The sequence below is a fragment of the Acinetobacter sp. CFCC 11171 genome (assembly GCF_003268405.1).
GTDB classification, from domain to species: Bacteria; Pseudomonadota; Gammaproteobacteria; order Pseudomonadales; family Moraxellaceae; genus Acinetobacter; species Acinetobacter amyesii.
The window spans coordinates 33,231-53,834 of the sequence record NZ_LQXP01000014.1 but is presented as its reverse complement, the minus strand read 5'-3'; the positions used below and the strand labels follow the sequence as shown (position 1 = coordinate 53,834).

Below are 20,604 nucleotides of genomic sequence, written 5' to 3'. Positions count from 1 at the left end.
TATTATGCTGAATAATTACTCAATTGCAAAAACTTCCCCACCGAATGGTCTATTTTCCGATGAATGACCCAACAAAAAAGCGGGCTAATTCGCCCGCTTTTTTAAACTCAATCCGAAGGATTAAGCTTTAGGTAATGTCACACCGGTTTGACCTTGGTATTTACCACCACGGTCTTTATAAGAGGTTTCACACACTTCATCTGATTCGAAGAACAACATTTGTGCGACACCCTCACCCGCGTATATACGTGCAGGTAAGTTGGTTGTATTCGAAAATTCTAAAGTCACGTGACCTTCCCACTCTGGTTCAAGAGGCGTCACATTGACAATAATACCGCAGCGAGCATAGGTTGATTTACCCAAACAAACGGTTAACACATTACGGGGAATACGGAAATATTCGACTGTACGTGCTAGTGCAAACGAGTTCGGCGGAATGATGCAAACGTCTGATTCGATATCAATAAAGCTTTTATCGTCAAAGTTTTTAGGGTCAACAATTGCTGAATGAACATTGGTAAAGACTTTAAATTCACGAGCACAACGCACGTCATAACCATAGCTCGACACGCCATACGAAATAAGCTTTTCGCCATTTTCATCATAACGGACTTGGTTTTCTGCATACGGTTCAATCATGCCGTGTTTTTCGCTCATTTCGCGAATCCAACGATCAGACTTAATAGCCATTTATCTCTATCCAAAAACTTAAATCAATTATTGCGTGGTACTTTAACTGAAATCCGACTTAATGAAAATAAGCTTTGCCGAACTAAGCGGATTTAGTCATTTTCAAATCAATTTAGAGTTTTAAAATCGCAGAATAACTCAGTGGAATCGAAAAACTAACCAAGACCAATGACGCTGTTCGTTGTAAATTGGCTTGATTGAGCCAACTAATTTTATTCGAGGCCAAAACTGAACCAAGGAAGGTCCAAAAGAATGCTATTGGCACGATCAACAACAAAAAAATCAGCATGTGAGCTACATAATACTGCGCATTTTGCCAAGCCAATGCAGGAAAAATCGCAGATGCAAATAATAGTGCTTTGGGGTTTAATAAAGTCGCAACAAAGAGTTCGCGTGCACGAATGCCCTTTTGATTAAAATTTTCAGCGACAGTTGCTGTACGCCATAATCGCATAGCTAAAAATAGAATATAGCCGGCACTAAACAATTTCAAAATGGTCGGCAGTAAAGGGAGATGTACGGAAATTTTACCAATGAGAAAACCCCATAGGCTAATCGAAATAAGATAACCAAAGGCTTCCGCTGGAATGAGTCGGAATGATTTACGTAGCCCAACTTGAATACCCGAAGATGCGAGTAACGTATTGGTTGGTCCCGGCGTTAACAAAATACTGATAACTAGACCAATAAAAAACCATGAAATCATACTTTGACCTCAAACTTAATCCGCGAAGATTAATTCAGTTTGCTGGACTTAGCAAAAACTTATTTTACGATGATTAATGAATTTTAGTGATGACTATTTTTTATGTTTAAATATCAAAATATTAAGCAAATATTTCAGCGTATAATTTAAAAAACTACGCAGTCAAAATCCTCTAAAAATCTTATGTTTAACGCTACTGTTTTTCATAAGGACAAAAAAAGCCTGACCAAGGTCAGGCGCACTGAAAAATCAATGGTCAGTGATTAACCCACAATCGCTTTTTTAATGTCTTTTGCAGTTTGTGCTTTAGCTTCAGCTGCTTTTTTCGCTTTGAGTTCTTTTGCAGTCAATTTTGATTTTTGATCACTGACTTTTTTTGCCGCTTTCGCTTTTGCTTCAGACTTTGCTTTTACCGCTTTTTGTACATCTGAATTTGCTGCGATTTTTTGTTTCGCAATTTGACCCGCAACCTGTTTCGCCGTAGGAGCCGTTGTATTTGCCATTGCAGAAGCAGCGAACACAGTTGTACTCACAGCAAGAACGATATCTTCAACTAAAGTTTTCATTTGGTTAACTCATTATTTATCAAGATAATTTAATGAGTGTGATTAAGCGCTAAAATATAGGGTTACATATGTATACAATGCAACATTGTGTAAACACAACAACCAACTGACTATAAAAAAATCAAAATGGGTCTTTTTAAGAAAAAAATCTGGCACGAGGCCAGATTTAATGCGAGCAACTTAAATTTCAGTAAACCCTTAGAAAATACGGTTTTTATCTTTTTCAACTTGAGGCAATGTATCTGCAATTTTTTGCGCAATCTCCATATAGCTTTCAGCAGCATCATCACCAGCAATCACAGACGGTTTCCCTGCATCGGCATTTTCACGAATTTGTACGTTCAGCGGTAAACGGCCTAAGAGTGGAATGTCGTATTGGGCTGAAAGTTGGTCGCCACCACCTGTGCCAAAGATTTGCTCTTCATGACCACAGTTTGAACAAATATGCGTCGACATATTTTCCACTACACCCATGACGGGTATGTGTACACGATTAAATAGTTCAATGCCTTTGGTTGCATCCATTAATGCACGTTTTGTGGTGTCGTCACAATCACAGCACCTGTCACTGGTATACGCTGTGCAAGCGTCAACTGAATATCACCTGTGCCTGGCGGCATATCAATGACCAATACATCCAGATCAGGCCATAAAGTTTGGTTAAAGAGCTGCATTAACGCCCCTGTCGCTTTCGGCCCACGCCAAGCCACTGGTGTATTGTTATCCCCAGTTAAGTGACCAATTGAAAGTACAGCCATACCATATGCTTCGATAGGAACAAATTGCTCAGCTTCAATCATCGGCGTGCGGCCTGCATTGCCGAGCATCGTTGGAATACTTGGACCATAGATGTCTGCATCTAATACCCCAACTTTTAAACCCAGTTGTTGTAATGCAAGCGCCAAATTCACTGTGGTGGTCGATTTACCCACACCACCTTTACCAGATGACACCAAAATGACATTTTTAATGCGTGGATGTTTCGGTACATCACGCTGTTGTGGAGCAGCTTTTTGAATCGGTGGGTTATTCGGATCAACTTCGGCAGGTGCTTCAGGCGTTTTCGCAGACGCATCCACAACTGGAGGTAACTGACTTTTTGCTGCTGAACTCTCAGCTTTTTCTTGGCTAGAACAGCTTTCGCCTTCTGCATGATGATGACCACAACCACCTTCAGATTTATGCCCTGTTTTTTGTTGAATCACATGCATATTCAGTTCGTTAATGCCGCATTTTTCCAACGCATCAGCCAAATCATCATGGATTTTTTGCAAGTCATCGGCTTCTGAAGGAAAGGTATTAATCGTGATCTGTAAGATCTGACCTTGCACATTCACCTGAGTAATACGGTCTTTTAAGGCATTATTTGAATTGGGAAGTACATAGTTTTGTAAAACCTGTTGGATTTCCTCTTCTTTCACCTCTTGGGAGGGTGAAAACACAGATTTTAGAGAAGAAAGCCACGACATTATGTTGTCTCCAAACAGGAACATCAAAAGATAATAGCGATAGTTTACCTGTTCATCTGCCCCAGAGTAAGAGGGAGATGAATGACTTATCCCTATAAGCTTATAAAGTTGAGTAATTTAGTCAGCTTTCAAACAAGTTTTCAAGCGTGCGCCACTTAAAATGCCCGTGTAGTTGATCTATGCGGCTAAACCAAAGCCATAAAATTTTAAATTGATTACATATCAACCATACTTTTACAGCGTAATTTCAGTTTATATTTCAATCGTTTCAACAGAATAATCATAGCGATGGATGTGCAATCTAAAGGCACATTTTGTGCTTTTAATTTTAAAAATGGGGAAAACTATGTATCAGCAGACTATCTATAAGAAGAATATTTATAAAACGACTTTATGTGCCTTGATGCTCCTGACTTCAGCAGCCTATGCAGAAATTGCAACTGAAGCCATTCAAACACCTGACCGACAAACTGTAGCGATTGGTGATAGCATCGATCTCATGCGCTCGCGTATGCAAGCATCTCCGATGAAAATGGTGTCTTATCCGCTGCAAGAGAAAAATCTGCCTGCGAAACTAGCGGTAGATTACACCTATGAAATTGCCAATATGCGCTATGTGATTACCGTAGTCGATGATCAAGTCAAAAATATTAAGACTGAAAATTTAGATGGATTAAAACAATGAATCCTAAAAAAGCCGCTCTTGATAGAACGGCTTTTTTGATCAGCCCCAATTAAGCTTGATCATCTTTTTTAAACTTATTCAGTGTGTCAGTGGCTTTCTTTTTTAACTCGTCAAATTTCTCTGTCGCCTGCACTTTGAGTTCATCAAATTTTTCGACAGCCTCATGTTTAAGTTCGGCGGCTTTGACTTTGGCTTCATCTAATTTGTGACTGGCTTCAGCCTTGAGATGCTCAAATTTATCTTTGGCTTCATTACTCTGCTCGGTATGTTCATGCTTGGCATCATTTAAGGCTTTTTCGCCTTCGAGTTTTAACTCTTCAGCTTTATGCTTTGCACCATCGAGGGCTTTTTCACCTTCAAGCTGAGCTTCTTTGGCTTTGAGCTTTAGATCATCACCCAATTCTGACGCTTTATCTTTCAATTGATCAATTTTATTTTCAGTTGTCATCGTTCTCGCCTCTTCTCTGTTATTGTCTAACAATAGTTATAACGTGCTTTGACGGGATGACCTTAAAAATATGCATTTAGAAACAATTGAGCTACATGACGTTGCATTTATGCTTTTTGGCATAAGTTTAGGATTTAAAATTGATCCGAGTTTAAATGTATTAAATCATTGAAAAATATAAAGGCTATTTTTATTGTATTGATATTCATCAATCTAAATTAAGCAAAAGGAATAACGGTAAAGCCCCTAATCACGCACTTTACCGCTACATAAAAAGATTATTTGCTGACTGTGCTCATAAAACTAACTGCTGCAAATAACCAAATAAAGAGTACAAAGCTACGACCTTGATTGAAATGGGTAAGCTCTGTTCCATGTAAAATATTATGGCGCGTCATCGCAACTGTTGAACTGCTATCCATTTGATAAGCAGCTAATTCAGCAAAATAATGATTCAGTTCATTGGCAATTTTTGCTTTATGCCAAAGACTCTTAATTTCACTGCCTTTTAGACCGGGTACAATTTTATATACATCGACAAACTTGGTACCGCTCTGCTTTAAAAAGCCCGTTTGAATCAGTACATCCGTTAAAATGCCTTCTAACTGTGCATACAAGACAGGGATACAACCGGCATGGAAATTCAGCTTATACAGTTTAAAAGCTTCAAGTAGAACCAAACGACGTTGCGCTTTATTTTCACCAATCTCTAAGGCATCAAAGGCTTTCAACATTTCTGTCTGAAAAAACTCGGTGTTAATCGCATCGAGTAAATGAAACTGTTTTTGATCTTCATGTTGATGAAGCAGTTGCCAAAAATACAATAAATTTAAAGCATCATTCGCTACTTTCATTTCTATAGGCTGATCTAGTTCATCGGCCAAAATATCGAAATAAGGCTCATCTTGTGCCAAATGACGCAGGGTTTGAATCAGTAAGGCATGCTCATCTGCAGAAATCTGTTCTAAATATTGCTGCGCATCTTTAATAATGTGATGCCCCAATTTATGACGCTGTTCATTTTGAGGAATACGAGTGATTGGCTGATCGTCTTCATAGTCATCTTCATACATGGGCTTCTTACTCTTAAGCATCACAGTTATGCCCTATTATCACTGTAATTGTGTCAGCAATATAGATTTTTTTACTTTTGCAAAGATTTCACCTATTCCCTTGTGCAAGTACTGGCTATCTCATGTAAAATTACAGCCCATTGCATAAATACGAATGAGAGAGTCATATCCGTGCGTAATATTTTAGTTACTAACGCCCTTCCATACGCGAATGGCCCAATTCATATGGGTCATTTACTCGGTTATATCCAAGCTGATATTTGGGTTCGTGCCATGCGTGCAATGGGTCATAACGTGACTTATGTATGTGCGGATGATGCTCACGGCACAGCGATTATGCTACGTGCGGAAGCCAATGGTATTTCGCCTGAACAGCAAATTGCCAATGTGCAAAAAGAACATGAACGTGACTTTGCTGGCTTTAGAGTTGACTTTGACCATTACGACTCAACTAATAGCCCTGAAAACCAAGCTCGTGCTTCTGAGATTTATATCAAGAACCGTGAAGCAGGCAACATTGCAGTTCGTCCTGTGACTCAATTGTTTGACCCTGAAAAAGCAATGTTCTTGTCGGATCGTTTCATTAAAGGCACATGCCCGAAATGTAAAGCGGAAGACCAATACGGCGACTCATGTGAAGTCTGTGGTACAACTTATAACGCAACTGAGTTGTTAAATCCAAAATCGACGTTAAGCGGTGCGACACCTGTAGAGAAATCTTCAGATCACTACTTCTTTAAACTGCCGAACTTTGGTGAATACCTGCAAAAATGGACACGTGACGAAGGTCGTTTACCTGTGTCAATTGCCAACAAGTTGGATGAATGGTTTGAAGCAGGTCTGTCTGATTGGGACATCTCACGTGATGCGCCTTACTTCGGTTTTGAAATTCCAGATGCGCCAAACAAATATTTCTACGTTTGGGTCGATGCACCAATCGGTTATATGTCGAGCTTTGAAAACTACATCAAGACCAAACGTCCTGACCTAAGCTTTGACGACTACTGGAAAAAAGATTCTAAAAATGAGGTGTATCACTTCATTGGTAAAGACATCGTTTACTTCCACGCGTTGTTCTGGCCTGCAATGCTTGAAGGGGCAAACTACCGCACCCCAACAAGCTTATTCGTCAACGGTTTCTTGACTGTAAATGGTCAGAAGATGTCTAAATCTCGCGGTACCTTCATTAAAGCAGAAACGTATCTTGAGCATTTAAACCCTGAATACTTACGTTACTACTTTGCATCTAAGCTTTCTGACAAAGTTGAAGATTCTGACTTAAATCTTGATGATTTCGTTCAGAAAGTAAACTCTGACTTAGTGGGTAAAGTGGTGAACATCGCAAGCCGTTGTGCCAAGTTCATCAATACTAAGTTTGATAACAAACTTTCTGCGACTTGTGCAGAGCCTGAGTTGGTGCAAAGCTTTATTGATGCAGGTGCATCAATCGCTGCTCAATACGAAGCGCGTGAATTCTCTGCGGCAATCCGTGAAATCATGGCGCTTGCTGACAAAGCTAACCAATACATCGATGAGAAAAAGCCTTGGGCTTTAGCGAAAATTGAAGGCGAAGAACAGCAAGTTCATGACGTATGTTCTGTCGGCATCAACTTGTTCCGTCAATTGGCTGTGTATCTTGCACCAGTACTTCCTACATTGGCAGCAGAAGTTCAAAGCTTCTTAAAATTAGAAGCTTTCGACTTTGCTTCAGGCAAAACGATTTTAGTAGATCATCAAATTGCTCAATTCCAACCATTGATGCAACGTGTAGACCCGAAAGCAGTTGCTGCTATGGTCGATGCGTCTAAAGACTCTTTAGCTGCACCTGCGGAAGCACCAAAAGCGGAAAAGAAAAAAGAGAAGAAAGCTGCTGAAAAGAAACCTGAGCCTAAAGTGGGTGAAGCTGAAATTATTGGCATTGAAGACTTTATGAAAGTTGACCTACGTGTGGCTGAAGTTTTAGAAGCTGCTCACGTTGAAGGTTCTGACAAGCTTTTACAACTCACTTTAAATGTCGGTGAGGCTGAGCCACGTAACGTGTTTAGCGGTATTCGTGAGTTTTATCAACCTGAAGACTTAAAAGGCAAATTGGTGGTAATGGTGGCAAACCTTGCACCACGTAAGATGCGTTTTGGTATTTCTAACGGTATGGTTTTAGCTGCGGGTAATGGCGAAGGTGTTTGGGTGATTTCACCTGAAACTGGTGCTAAACCGGGTGATAAAGTGTCTTAAAATTTAGATCTGAGATAAAAAAATCCGCCATAACTTGGCGGATTTTTTAATAAATAGCATTTCCTTTTATTTGTACAATTTTTGGCAAAATATATAAATTTATCTTAGCTCGAAGAATTTTATCTGCTAAAGGTAAAATACTAGATTTAATATCACTTTCGACTCTATCAAACCAATCCTTTTCCTCATCATACATATTGAATGAATGTATTGAATAACGTTTCTCAAGTCCACTAAGAATATAATTAGAATCATGCCGGCTTATATTACATAACTTTGATGAAAAAATATTTGGTTCTATTTCTTTCAAAATAGGAAAATCATAATAGAGATTATCCTCACTATTATTATGAATAATACGCTGTGAGAAAAGCCATGAATCTTCCTCCATTAAACTCAATAATTCTTTCACTCGATCAGAGTTTCTTTCTATATATTTTTTCTCATAAGATTTTAAAATTTCTGCCATAAAATTTTGAAAAACAGGAATATCCTTGGCATAAAAACTATAGTTTCCAGAAGCTTCTAAAAAACTAAAATTCTCAATTTTTCTTATTTTATCATTCACACTAACAAGTTCTTTAAATTTACTAATAGCATGGGGCAGAAGACTATCTATATTAAAGTCGATAAGCTCGTGCTCTTTAAAATAAATCAATAAACTTATTGTATGCAATACATCTGTAATATGAGTATAAGAGCTCATTTCTATTTCATTCTTTACTTTGTTAACAAGGCTATCAAATGTAACTGCCTCTAAGTCCCAAAAATCCATCAACGTTAGCCAAGTTGGCTTATCCTCTTGCAATCTAAAATATTCTTCATATAATTCATTGCTAATCATCTCATCTATAATAATATTTTTATTCAGAATTTGTTCCCAAAGCTTTTGAGTAAAAATATAATCACTCAGGTTCATTTGATATTTTTCTTTAAAATTCTGTGCATCATTACCTTTAAAGCCAGATATTATTTCAGCAATTCTATCTTCCATTTTCGAAGAGCTATCACTAGGTTGATCAAGTTTGAAAGTTAAAATTTCCTTATCAAATCTTCCCTTTTTATTTTCCAATGAAAGAATCAAAAAAGCCTTTAAAACTTTCTCAAAAATTTCAGAATCGAAATTAGACTTGTAGACAAAATATTCTTTTTTATAAAACCTTTCAAATTCAAAAATTACTTGCTTAAAAGATCGTAAATTTTTATAGCTGACTTGGTTGAAAGTTTGCTTAATCAGTTCAATTTTTGAATTAAGAAGAATTTTTAAATCATCTGATTTGGAAATTTCATTTAAAATACTTTGGATAGCCAAATTTTGATCTTCGATATAGCTAAAGGACGCTCCGATAAGTTTTTCTTTTTTTCTAGCATATTCTTTATTATCTTCAATTTCTTCCTCATTCGACACAATAAGGGTTTTAATTCCTTCCTGCTCTACAAAGTAATTAATATAGCCAAGTACTACTTCTTTTTTTAACTCACAACGCTCAAGGTCATCAAAGACAAGTACAAATTTACTCGTAATTTTCAAATAATCTGGTAATTCAATATTTGGTATAGAAACATTCATTTGACCATTAGGTTTTGAATCGCCATCCCAATCAAAACGAAAAGCAGCCTTTAATGCACCTTTAGCAACTTTCCCGAGAATTTTTGCACCGTTACTTGCTAATTTAGGATGAATACTTCTAAAGATTTCATCATCAATATCGGATGTTTTGGACAGTCCATTCAAGCTAATATAAGCAACTTTTTTATCATTATTTTTAAGCTTTTCTATGTATTGTTTTACAAACCATGTCTTGCCACTACCCCATGCTCCATTCAATAACACAGCATATTCAAAATTTTTATTTCCATTGAAATAATAGTCTAAGTAGTCTTCAATGTGCTTATTAGGTTCTGAAATGTAATTAGACATATTAAAATTCAAAAATAAATTATTGTATTTTAATATATTTCTTTACACCTTAACTGTAAATCACTTCATCCCAAAAATCAGCTTTAACCCAAGCACTGTCATCACTGCCCCAGCTGCCCGATCAAAACCCGCTTTAAACTTCAAATAGACTTTACGTGGTTTTTCTGCTGACAAAACCACAGCGACCAATGAGCACCACCCTGCATCGATAAAGAAACACAAAACTGGCAGTACAAAGTAAAAATACGTTGGAATCTCTTTCGGTAAAAGTGCCGTAAAAATACTGGCTAACACAATTGCAATTTTCGGATTCGACAATTGGGTAATTAAACCAGTAGTAAATGCACGACGGAGTGACATTTGCGAGCTGCTGGCATCACCAGCTTCAATCGGTTCTTTGGCATGTTTTATAATTTTAAATGCCATCCAAAGCAGATATAAACCACCACAAATTTTTAAAGCCAAATATGCAGAAGGTACAGCCAATAAAAATGCCTGCAAACCCAATACCGCTAATAGCCCAAATATTGCAGCGCCCAAACCTGTACCAAGTGCGGTAAATAAACCGTGTTTACGTGAAATTGCAATGGAATTCTTCGCCACATAAATTGACGTTGGCCCTGGGCTCATTGCACCAAGTAATAGTGCTGCCGCAATCGAGCCTAATATCCAAAATGATTCCACTATCACACCGTTTTCACTTAAATTCGTGGCAATTTTACAGACAGAATCTCTGAATTTCTCCCTATAATTTGCAGTGTTTATTTTAATTGACCAAATTTTTCACTATAAATAACTTGAATACTGCATTAATCCATCGCATGATCGCTAAAAGTACAAATTAATATCAAGACAATGAAATTAGCCGAAGCCCTACTTTTACGCAGTGACTTACAAACTAAATTGGCCTCGCTGCAACAACGAATCAATAACAACGTGCTCATTCAAGAAGGTGATGCACCTAGCGAAGAACCGAATGCTTTAATTCAAGAAGCATTTGCTGTAAATACAGAACTTTATGGTTTAATTGAAAAGATTCACGCCACCAATGCACAGGCTAAAACCGGTTCTGGACGCTGCATGCTTTCAGTGCTCAATGAACGTGATTTATTGACCCAGCAGCATCGTATCTTGCAACAAGCGATTGACAGCTCACGCCGTGAAAATGGTCGTTATAGCTCAAGTGAAATCCGTTGGATTAAAACCATTGCCGTGGCAGATTTACAGAAACAGGCCGATAGCATTAGTCAGCAACTTAGACAAAATAACTTAGAAATTCAGGCATCCAATTGGCAAATAGACCTGATAGATTGACCTGATTTAAGCATTTGAACCACGGTTCATTCCAGTTCGGGCATACTGGGCGAGTACAGAGCCTTTTTAAATGTTTGTAAGGCTTTAATCCAACAAACTAAACTGCAGAAGTAAGACGTCTACTTCAAAATGTTCACACATCTGACGTAGCACACTGCATCTGTGACTCTTTACATGTCACGTCTCACTACCGTGTACTGACAGTATGTCCACCCTAATTTTTTTACGGATCTATCTGCTAATCGTCATCTGCAGCGGCTTCATTGAGCGCAACATCGTCACGCGGTAATTTATAGTCATGGTCATTTACAGGGACACCGCCAATGATCATGGTGCGATGTTCATTTTGAGGACGATGCAATTCGTCTGTCGTATCACAGCCAACCATCCAAAAACTGCACAGGCACAGCATAGGCAGCACAGCCCGACTTAATTTGCGCATTGGACGCCCTCCATTTTTATAATTATCTTGTTTATAAATTCAGCATAGCATTTTTGTGCAGATATTCACCTTATTTATCTGCCGATTTAGGGTCAATTGTCAGTAATTATGTCTCGGCGGTCTTTCCAATGCGGATGCAGATTGATGCCGATAGAAAAATATTTCCTTTTAAAAATAAATAATTGATTCATTTTATTTAACTACATAGAAGACAAGTTACAAAACTGCTATCGAATACGATTTTACTTCGGACACTTTTGTCCGTTTAATATCTAGATAAATTTAAAATGATGCTGTCAAAGAATAATGTCCACACGTCAACAACTCGCTGCACAAAATCGTGAAATCCTTTTAGAAGCTGCGATTGAGGTATTCCGTATTCACGGAATCAATGCGCCTCTACAACTCATCATGGATCAAGCTCAAGTTGGACGTGCGACGTTTTATCGTAATTTTAATGACCGTCGTGAGTTAGTACTCGCCTTAATGCAAGCTGCCTTGAACCGACTTGAACAGCGTGCGCTTAATTATGCACAGTTCGATGATGGATTTATTCGCCTCATTCAAGACCATATTTATAATATTCCCTATCTCACAGCCCTTATGGAATATTGGCGTGTGATTGATCGGGATGATCCTGCCATGGTTGAAATATACCAACGACGTGATGCAATTTTGCAACCAATGATTAATCAGGCCATTCAAAATGGTCGCTGCCGAGCAGACTTTAAACCGGCGGACTATGCCATGGTCACCTCCATTTTGCGTGCAGCTTTGCAAGGCCATACCGAAGCAGATCAGGAAAAACTCGCCAAACGTGCCGTTGAGTTTTTACTACATGGTATTTGCGGGTAATACGTCATGTCCAAACCTCCACGTTTATTGGAACCTGCTCCGGATTGGACACCCGAAGAAAAACCGACTTTGCCCGGCTCTCCCGCTGCCATTGCACATCCGACCTATAAGCGTTTTTTATACTTCTTTATTGGTTTATTTGTTGCGATCTCGGGGAGCTTAAGTAATGGATTTATCACGGCAAATCTTCCCCTTCTACAAGGTGAATATGGCTTAACGCCTTCAGAAGCGGCATGGATCCCTGCGGCATTTGTTATGGCCAATGTCAGCTCTAACCTGATCTTATTTAAAGCCCGTCAACAATATGGACTTAGGCTATTTTCAGAAATTGGTTTGGTTTTATTTATCGCGGTGATGGTGCTGCATTTATTCGTCCATACCTATGAAATGGCAATTTTTGCACGGGTGATTAGCGGCTTACTTGCAGCTCCACTCAGTTCGCTTGGGATGTATTACATCATGCAAGCGTTTAAACGTGCTCATTTTGGTCGTGGGCTTTATCTAGCTTTGGGCTTTCAGCAGTTGGGGATTCCGCTGGCATGGATCATGTCTCCCTATCTGGTCGATGTCAACGATTGGTCTATTTTTTACACCTTTGAATTAGGACTTGCCTTATGTTGTTTGGCGATGGTGGTCTCTCTAAAACTGCCACGAAGCCTACGTATCGAAGTGTTTGAAAAGCAAGATTTATTCACCTTTGCATTATTAGCACCCGGCTTTGCTTTGCTATGTATCGTGCTAACTCAAGGCCCGATTCTTTGGTGGTTTGAGGCTGAATGGTTGGCCTATTTACTCATCGCCGCTTTGATTCTTTTAGTTGTCGGTCTGACCTATGAACATTGTCGGGTCAATCCCCTGATTGTCACACGCTGGCTCGGAACATCGTCGACCGTAAGTTTTATTATCGGTGCCTTTGCCATTCGCTTTCTCATGTCAGAACAAAGCTATGCAGCCGTGAATTTTTTGAAAACCATGGGCATGGGACCCGACCAATTTGTTTCCTTTTATACTGTCGTGCTGATCGGGATTGTCTTAGGAACAGTGTTTAGTGCCCTGACCTTTTCCAAAGAAAAAATCGTGCTTCATCTACTCGGTGCAGCAGGTCTCGTGCTCTTTGCCTGTGCACTGGATTATCACCTGACCAGTGATGTTCGACCGCATGATTTTTATTGGAGTCAGTTTTTGGTGGGCTTTGCCAGTGGCATGTTTATTGGCCCACTTTTGCTTACAGGCATTGTCAGTGCTTTACAAAAAGGCCCATCGCACATGGTGACGTTTATCGTGCTGTTTTCTGCAACGCAAACCTTTGGGGGACTGGTCGGTTCATCGTTCTTTTCGACCTATCAGCAAATGCGTACCCAAACCTATCAGGCACAGATTTATAATGATTTATCGCAAATCTCTCCTATAGTCGAACAGCGCCTACAACAATTGGCGCAAAGTGCGCATCAATATTCTTTAGACCCTAATTTAGATCAACAACAAGCCATACGTAGCCTTAATCAAACCATCACTCGAGAAGCCCAAGTTCGAGCCTATAACGATGTGATTTTTTTAAATGGCATATTCGCCGTTTTATTGTTGCTTTGGAGTTTATTGCTGATGGGCAAAAATAAATATCAATTACGCCAACAGCAACGCACGGATAGTAGTTAAAATTTTCCCGACTTAAACAACATAAGCAACCGCCAAATGACCTAATCGATATTGAGAACAACATGACCGAAGACCATAAACCCACTGAGCAAGCAGCACCGCAGCAACCACAAACAGCAACCGCTATGCCTGCGCCATCGAGCAAGCTTATTTCTACGCCGCAGCGAACCTTGATTTTTATGTTGATCATCCTCTTGTTGGGAATTGCGCTGATCTTATGGGCGTGGCGGATTGGTCCATTTCATAACAGTATCGAGTCGACTGAAAATAGCTATGTCAAAGGCAAAACCACGGTGCTTTCATCACAAATTAATGGTTATGTGAAAGATGTTTTGGTGACGGATTTTGATCATGTAAAAAAAGGTCAAGTGCTTATGCATATCGATGCAACGACCTATGATCAAAAAGTCACACAGGCTGAATCTGGGGTGGAACAAGCACAGAACTCACTTGCCAATCAAAGCCAGGCCATTGAACAACGCAGAGCAGATATTACGGCAGCCGAAGCGAAAGTGGACCAATCACGTGCGGCTTATGAATTAGCTCTTGCACAAATGACGCGCTACCAACAACTCGGCAATACTGGCGCTGCATCGAAATCAGAACAAGATAAAGCCACTGCAGACGCTAAAAATAGTTTGGCCCAACTTCATCAAGCAGAAGCCAATTTACTGGTTGCCAAAGAATCATTCAAAACTGCACAAGTTGCAGCGACGGGGCTTAAAGCACAAGTAAATAGTGCCAAAGCACAATTTGATCAGGCAGTGACCACTAAAGACTACAGCACGATTGTGGCACCTATGGATGGTCAACTTGGCGAAGTCAGCCCGCGTATTGGTCAATATGTTGCGGCAGGCTCTCAACTGATGTATTTAATTCCACAGCAGCGCTGGGTGACTGCTAACTTTAAAGAAACGCAAATTGCAGATATGCATATTGGTCAAAAAGCTTGGTTCAGCGTCGATGGTATGAAACATCAAAAATTTTACGGCAAAGTTGAGCAAATCTCCCCTGCGGCTGGTTCTGAATTTAGTGTATTGAAACCTGACAATGCCACAGGAAATTTCACTAAAGTCGTGCAACGCATTGCCGTGAAAATTGCAATTGATCCCAATCAACAAGGTTTGGAAAACTTAAGACCCGGTATGTCTGTCGTCACCTCCGTTGATGTTGCTAGTTAGCGATATCGGCAGTGAAGTGCTATAAGCAGAGTTGAACTGACCAAGATGCAAAGGATTTCATCTTCTACACCTCCCGTTTTACAATGCCTACCTATTTGAACTCTAACCACCAAGATAACGATTACCAACATGTTTGAATCTATCGCCCACGCCATTCCTGAGCAGACTATTCAATATCAAGGGGTTGATTTGTGTATTAAGCGTTTGGACTTGGTGCACCCTCAAATATCAGGCAATAAATTTTATAAACTTAAATATAATTTTATTGAGGCGCAGAAATTAGGGTTTAAACAGGTGCTTAGCTTTGGTGGTGCTTATTCAAATCACATTGCAGCCACTGCATATGCTGCACATTTATTTGGGTTCGGCAGTTTAGGCATCATCCGTGGGGAGGAATTACAACATCAAGCCCGAAATCCTACTTTAGCCACCGCCGAACAGTTTGGTATGCAGTTCAGTTTTGTCACACGCCAACAGTATCGAGAACAGAAACAAGCAGACGCTTTAGCGCAATTACGACAGCAATATCCCGAATACTATGTCATTCCTGAAGGTGGAACCAATGCATTGGCTATCCGTGGCTGTACGGAAATCTTAAGCCATGAAAATCAACAAAATTTTGATCTCATCTGCTGTGCAGTCGGTACAGGTGGAACCATAACGGGCTTGATCGAAGCCAGTGCGGAACATCAACTTGTTCTTGGTTTTTCAGCGCTCAAAGGCAATTTTCTTTGCGACGATGTTGCTCAGTTGACACAGAAAACCAATTGGAGCATCAGTGATGAATTTTGCTGTGGTGGCTATGCCAAAACAACGCCGGAACTTTTACAGTTTATGCATGACTTTGAACAACGCTTTGCGATTCCATTAGAACAGGTTTATACGGCTAAAATGCTGCGAGGTATTTTCTGCATGATTGAGCGGGGTCAAATTACAAGCCATCAACGTGTTTTAGTAATTCATACTGGTGGCCTACAAGGTCGCCTGAAAGGTTCAACCGAAGCGCTAAAAAGCGTATAATCCTGCGTCCTTTCTTCCACGCGGAAACTTACCATGTCGCAAAATCAATATGATGTCCTTGTTTTAGGTGCTGGTGCATCAGGCTTAATGACGGCATATAAAGCGGCGCAGCGTGGACGCAAAGTTTTGGTGGTTGAAAAAGCCAATAAAGTTGGCAAAAAGATCCTAATGTCTGGCGGCGGTAAATGTAATTTCACCAATTTGTATGTCGAACCAGAAAATTATATTTCACATAATCCACACTTTGTTATTTCGGCATTAACTCGCTATACCAACTGGGACTTCATTGGTATGGTCTGCGAATATGGCATTGAGTACGAAGAGCGCAAACATGGGCAATTATTTACCCAAAATGGTGCAAAAGAAATTCTCGCCATGCTATTGGCAGAATGTGACAAAACTGGTTTGGTGGATATTAAAACCAACTGTGAAGTAAAAGCAGTCAATGCCTTACCTGAACAAGGCTTTCAAGTGGCAACCAATCTAGGCTTTTTTGAAGCAGAATCGGTGGTTATTGCCAGTGGTGGTCTGTCCATTCCAACGTTAGGTGGTTCAGGAATTGGCTATGAGATTGCTAAACAATTTGGACATTCTGTCTACCCCACTCGTGCAGGCTTAGTACCCTTCACTTTCTCCGATAGTTTTAAAGAAGTCACCACACGCTTGAGCGGCAATGCTGTTGAAGCCACGTTATCGAATGAGTTAAATAGTTTTACTGAGGCTTTACTCTTTACTCACCGTGGTTTAAGTGGTCCAAGCTCTTTACAACTTTCAAACTACTGGGATGTCGGTCAACGTTTTAATATCAATTTCCTTCCAGCTTTAGATGTTTTAGATTTCCTCAAATCTAAAAAATCCAGTCAACCAAAAGTGTTACTGCGCACATTGTTCAATGAACACTTACCGAAAAGCGTGGTTGTGGAATTACAAAATCTGATTTGGCCTGAACAAGCTGAATTAGCCATTGGCAATATCAGCGATGAAAAACTAGAACTCATTGCAAGCCGTTTAGAAAGCTTTGAAGTGAAGCCATCAGGCACTGAAGGTTACCGTACTGCTGAGGTTACACTCGGTGGTGTGGATACCACTGAAGTCTCATCAAAAACCATGGAAAGTAAAAAACAGAAAGGCTTGTACTTTATTGGTGAAGTACTCGATGTAACGGGTCATTTAGGTGGATACAACTTCCAATGGGCATGGGCTTCTGCGCATGCAGCTTCTGAATACGTCTGATCTCGACATAGAATTAATTAAATATAACCTGCAGAAGATCTCTGCATAAAAAAAGGGGCTGATTCATTCAGCCCCTTTTTCTTGCCCAATCGGACTTATTCAAGATAGTCGGTTTTAAATAATGATACTGACGACGTCGAAGTTCGTTGAATTGTCAGATCCATTTTTTCAACGGCAACTGAAATATGTTGTGGTTGCACGCTTGCGGTTTGTTTGAGTGTCGATACTAAAGTATTGAGCATTGAAATTACCCCCATTTTGCCATTCCTTTGCACAGATCATAAGTGTCATTCATGACAGCAATATGAATCCTAAGTTTTTATATTTTAAGTAATATTCCATATATCACTATTACTTAAAATACCAATTTTCGGGTAAATTTCAACCATTATTTTTGGACTGATTGGTATAATTTTTTTCACTGTTTAGCGGTGATTGTTCTGTCTGCTCCAAATCAGTGCGTTTTGGTTTTGCAAAAATAAAGCGTCGTGCGCTCGCCAAAAAACCCACCGTGATCCCTGCAATAATCACTGGGGCTAAAAATTTATTCGGTGCTTTTGCCATACAATATTCCTTATAGAGCATTAAAATCGACCACCTAAGCGTGGCCGATTTTGTAAAGACAGAACAGGTTAATTAGGGTCATTCGGTTTTGGCGGAGCTACAGGTGCCGAAGGTGCATCGACCTGTTTTTCAGCCTCACCAGTTGAACCAAATGGATTATTTTGTGGTTGATCACTTGGGTTTACATCCAACTGATCTGGTGTAGCAGTTTCTTTTTCACTGACGCCCGGAGCAGCTTGCTGAATGTTTGGATAGCCATCATCTGTTTTCACTTCAGAAGTCATGACAGATGTTGATGGTGTTGGACTCGCTGCAGACGATGTAGGCGTATTAAAGGTGGTTTTCGCCTTTGCCTGCTCCTGTACTGGATTCGGTTCATTGGCTTCGCGTTTCGCTTTATCGATAAGATCTGATAACAATCGTTCCGCCGGATTGCGACCACCTAAACCAAAGGCCAAAGCGAAAGCAACTGCAACCGCACCGAGGGTTAAACCAAAGGCCAAATTCACGATCGAGTCAGCAATACCCATGGCACGCAAGCCCATGGCTACAACCAAGCCCATAATCAGCACACGGACCAAATTACCTAACCAACGTGAACTGTTATATTCCCCTCGTTGCACCACATTTGCCACAATATTGGCAAGCCAGAAACCCACCACCAAGATTACAGCACCAAGTAAAATACTTGCACCAAACTGGATAAACATAGCAATAAGGGCACTGATTTGCTCAAAGCCTAAACGGTTAGCAGCTTCAGATACCGCAAATAACATGGTGAAAAATACAATGAGGCAACCGACCACATCCGACACTTTGGTTTTGCCCAAAAAGCGTTGAATGTCTAATTTTTCTGGCACAGTATCAACACCTGTACCCGAGATCACATCTACCACTAGACGTGCCACAAAACGTGATACCACATAAGCCAAGATTAAGATTAAACCTGCGGCAATGATGTTCGGTATCGCATACATGATCTCATGTAACATGGCTGTTGCAGGCTGAGAAATCGCCTCGATACCAAGTGCTTCGAAAGCCACAATTAATGCAGTGATAATAACTATAGCAAAGACAAAATTACCCAAAACTTGAGCAAGTTTTGCGTTTTTAAACATACCCACTTTTTCGACTTGCTGCTGCAAACTCAAACTGTTTACCAAGCCTTCCACGATGCCTCGTACAATCTTCGCCAAGATATAACCAACAAAGACGATGACACCGGCAATAAAGATATTGGGAAGATAAGAAACAACTTCAGTGACCATATTTTGGATTGGGAACAAGAGACCGTTTAAACCCAAGATCGACAAAACAATCGGTAGGAAGAGTAGTAATATCAGCCAATAAACAATTTCACTGATATTTTGACTGATTGGACTGACGCCAACCTCAGAACTGAGTTTTTCATCGAGTTGGGTTTTATCAAGCAGTTTCTTTGAACCGACTTTGACCAAACTCGCCACGATCCAGCCAATAAAACCTACAGCTACTGCAGCCAAGAGCTGTGGAATAAATAACAAGAACTGCTGAATCATGTTACTGAATGGGCCACTGACACTAGTCAAATTCAGTACATTGAGTGCACCAATGACAGCAATGATCAAAATAATCCAGAACACAACTCTGGAGACTATATTTTCAACATTGGAACGGTGCCCAGTTGCATTTGAAAGTTTTTGATTTGTACCTAATTTTTGCAAAACTTTTTTGACGCCAGCAGCAATCAATAAGGCAATGACCCAACCTATCAGGAGAATTGCTACTGCACTTAAAATGGGGTGAAACTGTTCCCAATAATACATGGCATCAAAACGGCCACGCGGACCACCCAGATAATCATTCATACGTTCGCCCTCATTGTTATACATGATCTGTTGTTATGTGCATTTTTACGTATGCCGCGATATCACACAGCATTGGTGCTTTAAACTTGAGCTTTCTTTTCCACCTTAGTTTTTGCGTATTTTTTAATCAACCAAAGTATGCATAACTCCAACAAAAGCTCACAATTGGATGTAAAAAAGCCTTGGGAAAACCAAGGCTTTATTTATGTCAGTCTGATGAGAAACTTAAGGTTCAGATCTTGCACTCATGTAACTCTGACTCATGTTTATCATCAATTATTATCAACGATCTGTCGCAGTTGCGGTATTTGAGTCATTAGCAACAGCTTCATCCCCCGCTGTACCGCTAGTCGTATCATTGGCTGTTGCAGTTTGTGCATTGGGTGCAGGATGATCAGGCGGTGCATCCGAAGCAGAGGGCTTCATATCTGCAAACATATAAAATAATAATGCGATTAAAAAGATACCCACTAAAATCAGTATGTACACAGGGATACGTTTTTTTTGTGTTGTTTCTTCCGTACTGGTGGTATGGGGTGGTTTATTAAAATCGTGTGTCATATTCCCCTCGCTATTTTGTTGTTCATAGTTGAATTTTTATACTACCAATACAATATCCTGTATTGTGTGAAGAACAATTACAATCAGTGAAAACGTGTAACTTGAATGATAAATCTCGAATGATAAGTTTAATAAATATAC

The 20,604-nt window shown here is 39.8% G+C and carries 20 protein-coding genes and 1 pseudogene; 8 read left to right on the top strand and 13 right to left on the bottom strand.

The window, feature by feature from the left end; genetic code table 11:
* Positions 1 to 120: 120 nt before the first annotated feature.
* The 4 genes and pseudogenes from dcd to apbC form a co-directional block, all read right to left on the bottom strand.
* On the bottom strand, positions 121 to 690 hold the full coding sequence (dcd, locus tag AVJ20_RS08640; RefSeq protein ID WP_005008040.1) for a dCTP deaminase: 570 nt from the start codon (positions 688 to 690) through the stop codon (positions 121 to 123).
* Between the two features lie 112 nt (positions 691 to 802).
* On the bottom strand, positions 803 to 1,396 hold the full coding sequence (locus AVJ20_RS08635; protein WP_078192265.1) for a LysE family translocator: 594 nt from the start codon (positions 1,394 to 1,396) through the stop codon (positions 803 to 805).
* Between the two features lie 263 nt (positions 1,397 to 1,659).
* Positions 1,660 to 1,962 carry a hypothetical protein gene (locus tag AVJ20_RS08630; RefSeq protein WP_111884914.1) on the bottom strand — a complete coding sequence of 101 codons (303 nt, stop codon included), beginning with the start codon at positions 1,960 to 1,962 and terminating at the stop codon, positions 1,660 to 1,662.
* Between the two features lie 198 nt (positions 1,963 to 2,160).
* Positions 2,161 to 3,431, bottom strand: a pseudogene (apbC, locus tag AVJ20_RS08625) (iron-sulfur cluster carrier protein ApbC).
* A 346-nt stretch (positions 3,432 to 3,777) separates the two neighbouring features.
* Between apbC and AVJ20_RS08620 the strand changes: the two are divergent.
* Positions 3,778 to 4,116 (top strand): hypothetical protein, encoded by a 339-nt coding sequence (locus AVJ20_RS08620; RefSeq protein ID WP_111884913.1) that lies wholly within the window; start codon positions 3,778 to 3,780, stop codon positions 4,114 to 4,116.
* Between the two features lie 49 nt (positions 4,117 to 4,165).
* Here the strand turns inward: AVJ20_RS08620 and AVJ20_RS08615 are convergent, their stop codons facing one another.
* Both AVJ20_RS08615 and AVJ20_RS08610 read right to left on the bottom strand, forming a co-directional pair.
* Entirely contained in the window at positions 4,166 to 4,564 is a 399-nt protein-coding gene (locus AVJ20_RS08615) for a hypothetical protein (protein ID WP_111884912.1), read from the bottom strand.
* 278 nt (positions 4,565 to 4,842) lie between these two features.
* A complete protein-coding gene (locus tag AVJ20_RS08610; protein ID WP_111884911.1) occupies positions 4,843 to 5,637 on the bottom strand; it encodes a hypothetical protein in 795 nt (264 codons plus the stop codon).
* 171 nt (positions 5,638 to 5,808) lie between these two features.
* Between AVJ20_RS08610 and metG the strand changes: the two genes are divergently transcribed.
* Positions 5,809 to 7,869 (top strand): methionine--tRNA ligase, encoded by a 2,061-nt coding sequence (gene metG / locus AVJ20_RS08605; RefSeq protein ID WP_111884910.1) that lies wholly within the window; start codon positions 5,809 to 5,811, stop codon positions 7,867 to 7,869.
* A gap of 46 nt (positions 7,870 to 7,915) precedes the next feature.
* Here metG and AVJ20_RS08600 read toward each other — a convergent pair whose 3' ends face one another.
* Both AVJ20_RS08600 and AVJ20_RS08595 read right to left on the bottom strand, forming a co-directional pair.
* Positions 7,916 to 9,790, bottom strand: coding sequence for a P-loop NTPase fold protein (locus tag AVJ20_RS08600; protein WP_111884909.1), 1,875 nt, complete (start codon positions 9,788 to 9,790; stop codon positions 7,916 to 7,918).
* A gap of 60 nt (positions 9,791 to 9,850) precedes the next feature.
* Positions 9,851 to 10,474 (bottom strand): LysE family translocator, encoded by a 624-nt coding sequence (locus AVJ20_RS08595; protein WP_111884908.1) that lies wholly within the window; start codon positions 10,472 to 10,474, stop codon positions 9,851 to 9,853.
* A 171-nt stretch (positions 10,475 to 10,645) separates the two neighbouring features.
* Here AVJ20_RS08595 and AVJ20_RS08590 point away from each other — a divergent pair, with 171 nt between their 5' ends.
* Complete coding sequence (locus AVJ20_RS08590; RefSeq protein WP_111884907.1) at positions 10,646 to 11,104, top strand: DIP1984 family protein; 459 nt, start codon at positions 10,646 to 10,648, stop codon at positions 11,102 to 11,104.
* A 238-nt stretch (positions 11,105 to 11,342) separates the two neighbouring features.
* Here AVJ20_RS08590 and AVJ20_RS08585 read toward each other — a convergent pair whose 3' ends face one another.
* The gene (locus AVJ20_RS08585) at positions 11,343 to 11,546 is read right to left on the bottom strand and encodes an NF038215 family lipoprotein (RefSeq protein ID WP_078192274.1); all 204 of its coding nucleotides are present in this window, start codon (positions 11,544 to 11,546) and stop codon (positions 11,343 to 11,345) included.
* Positions 11,547 to 11,852: 306 nt separating this feature from the next.
* On the opposite strand from AVJ20_RS08585, the gene AVJ20_RS08580 reads away from it, so the two are divergent.
* The 5 genes from AVJ20_RS08580 (at position 11,853) to AVJ20_RS08560 (ending at position 17,491) form a co-directional block, all read left to right on the top strand.
* On the top strand, positions 11,853 to 12,401 hold the full coding sequence (locus tag AVJ20_RS08580) for a TetR/AcrR family transcriptional regulator (RefSeq protein WP_111884906.1): 549 nt from the start codon (positions 11,853 to 11,855) through the stop codon (positions 12,399 to 12,401).
* Between the two features lie 6 nt (positions 12,402 to 12,407).
* Positions 12,408 to 14,057 (top strand): MFS transporter, encoded by a 1,650-nt coding sequence (locus AVJ20_RS08575; protein ID WP_111884905.1) that lies wholly within the window; start codon positions 12,408 to 12,410, stop codon positions 14,055 to 14,057.
* A gap of 62 nt (positions 14,058 to 14,119) precedes the next feature.
* Positions 14,120 to 15,238, top strand: coding sequence for an HlyD family secretion protein (locus AVJ20_RS08570; protein WP_111884904.1), 1,119 nt, complete (start codon positions 14,120 to 14,122; stop codon positions 15,236 to 15,238).
* Between the two features lie 129 nt (positions 15,239 to 15,367).
* Positions 15,368 to 16,258, top strand: a complete 891-nt coding sequence (locus AVJ20_RS08565) for a 1-aminocyclopropane-1-carboxylate deaminase/D-cysteine desulfhydrase (RefSeq protein WP_111884903.1) — start codon at positions 15,368 to 15,370, stop codon at positions 16,256 to 16,258.
* Between the two features lie 33 nt (positions 16,259 to 16,291).
* Positions 16,292 to 17,491 carry an NAD(P)/FAD-dependent oxidoreductase gene (locus AVJ20_RS08560; protein ID WP_111884902.1) on the top strand — a complete coding sequence of 400 codons (1,200 nt, stop codon included), beginning with the start codon at positions 16,292 to 16,294 and terminating at the stop codon, positions 17,489 to 17,491.
* A gap of 95 nt (positions 17,492 to 17,586) precedes the next feature.
* On the opposite strand, the gene AVJ20_RS18345 is transcribed toward AVJ20_RS08560, so the two are convergent.
* The 4 genes from AVJ20_RS18345 to AVJ20_RS08545 all read right to left on the bottom strand — a co-directional run bounded on the left by AVJ20_RS18345 (position 17,587) and on the right by AVJ20_RS08545 (position 20,463).
* Entirely contained in the window at positions 17,587 to 17,748 is a 162-nt protein-coding gene (locus tag AVJ20_RS18345) for a hypothetical protein (RefSeq protein ID WP_162689753.1), read from the bottom strand.
* Between the two features lie 124 nt (positions 17,749 to 17,872).
* The gene (locus AVJ20_RS08555) at positions 17,873 to 18,055 is read right to left on the bottom strand and encodes a hypothetical protein (protein ID WP_111884901.1); all 183 of its coding nucleotides are present in this window, start codon (positions 18,053 to 18,055) and stop codon (positions 17,873 to 17,875) included.
* Between the two features lie 68 nt (positions 18,056 to 18,123).
* Positions 18,124 to 19,902 (bottom strand): mechanosensitive ion channel, encoded by a 1,779-nt coding sequence (locus AVJ20_RS08550; RefSeq protein ID WP_111884900.1) that lies wholly within the window; start codon positions 19,900 to 19,902, stop codon positions 18,124 to 18,126.
* A 282-nt stretch (positions 19,903 to 20,184) separates the two neighbouring features.
* Complete coding sequence (locus AVJ20_RS08545; protein ID WP_111884899.1) at positions 20,185 to 20,463, bottom strand: hypothetical protein; 279 nt, start codon at positions 20,461 to 20,463, stop codon at positions 20,185 to 20,187.
* Between the last annotated feature and the right edge of the window lie 141 nt (positions 20,464 to 20,604).

What these genes read in the sequence shown, in the direction of transcription:
- AVJ20_RS08560 (WP_111884902.1), top strand. Translation starts at nt 16,292, where the DNA reads ATGTCGCAAAATCAATATGATGTCCTTGTTTTAGGTGCTGGTGCATCA.
- AVJ20_RS08570 (WP_111884904.1), top strand. Translation starts at nt 14,120, where the DNA reads ATGACCGAAGACCATAAACCCACTGAGCAAGCAGCACCGCAGCAACCA.
- AVJ20_RS08620 (WP_111884913.1), top strand. Translation starts at nt 3,778, where the DNA reads ATGTATCAGCAGACTATCTATAAGAAGAATATTTATAAAACGACTTTA.
- AVJ20_RS08585 (WP_078192274.1), bottom strand. Translation starts at nt 11,546, where the DNA reads ATGCGCAAATTAAGTCGGGCTGTGCTGCCTATGCTGTGCCTGTGCAGT.
- AVJ20_RS08630 (WP_111884914.1), bottom strand. Translation starts at nt 1,962, where the DNA reads ATGAAAACTTTAGTTGAAGATATCGTTCTTGCTGTGAGTACAACTGTG.
- AVJ20_RS08600 (WP_111884909.1), bottom strand. Translation starts at nt 9,790, where the DNA reads ATGTCTAATTACATTTCAGAACCTAATAAGCACATTGAAGACTACTTA.
- AVJ20_RS18345 (WP_162689753.1), bottom strand. Translation starts at nt 17,748, where the DNA reads ATGGGGGTAATTTCAATGCTCAATACTTTAGTATCGACACTCAAACAA.
- AVJ20_RS08610 (WP_111884911.1), bottom strand. Translation starts at nt 5,637, where the DNA reads ATGTATGAAGATGACTATGAAGACGATCAGCCAATCACTCGTATTCCT.
- AVJ20_RS08555 (WP_111884901.1), bottom strand. Translation starts at nt 18,055, where the DNA reads ATGGCAAAAGCACCGAATAAATTTTTAGCCCCAGTGATTATTGCAGGG.
- AVJ20_RS08550 (WP_111884900.1), bottom strand. Translation starts at nt 19,902, where the DNA reads ATGAATGATTATCTGGGTGGTCCGCGTGGCCGTTTTGATGCCATGTAT.
- AVJ20_RS08580 (WP_111884906.1), top strand. Translation starts at nt 11,853, where the DNA reads ATGTCCACACGTCAACAACTCGCTGCACAAAATCGTGAAATCCTTTTA.
- AVJ20_RS08575 (WP_111884905.1), top strand. Translation starts at nt 12,408, where the DNA reads ATGTCCAAACCTCCACGTTTATTGGAACCTGCTCCGGATTGGACACCC.
- dcd (WP_005008040.1), bottom strand. Translation starts at nt 690, where the DNA reads ATGGCTATTAAGTCTGATCGTTGGATTCGCGAAATGAGCGAAAAACAC.
- AVJ20_RS08635 (WP_078192265.1), bottom strand. Translation starts at nt 1,396, where the DNA reads ATGATTTCATGGTTTTTTATTGGTCTAGTTATCAGTATTTTGTTAACG.
- AVJ20_RS08545 (WP_111884899.1), bottom strand. Translation starts at nt 20,463, where the DNA reads ATGACACACGATTTTAATAAACCACCCCATACCACCAGTACGGAAGAA.
- AVJ20_RS08590 (WP_111884907.1), top strand. Translation starts at nt 10,646, where the DNA reads ATGAAATTAGCCGAAGCCCTACTTTTACGCAGTGACTTACAAACTAAA.
- AVJ20_RS08565 (WP_111884903.1), top strand. Translation starts at nt 15,368, where the DNA reads ATGTTTGAATCTATCGCCCACGCCATTCCTGAGCAGACTATTCAATAT.
- AVJ20_RS08615 (WP_111884912.1), bottom strand. Translation starts at nt 4,564, where the DNA reads ATGACAACTGAAAATAAAATTGATCAATTGAAAGATAAAGCGTCAGAA.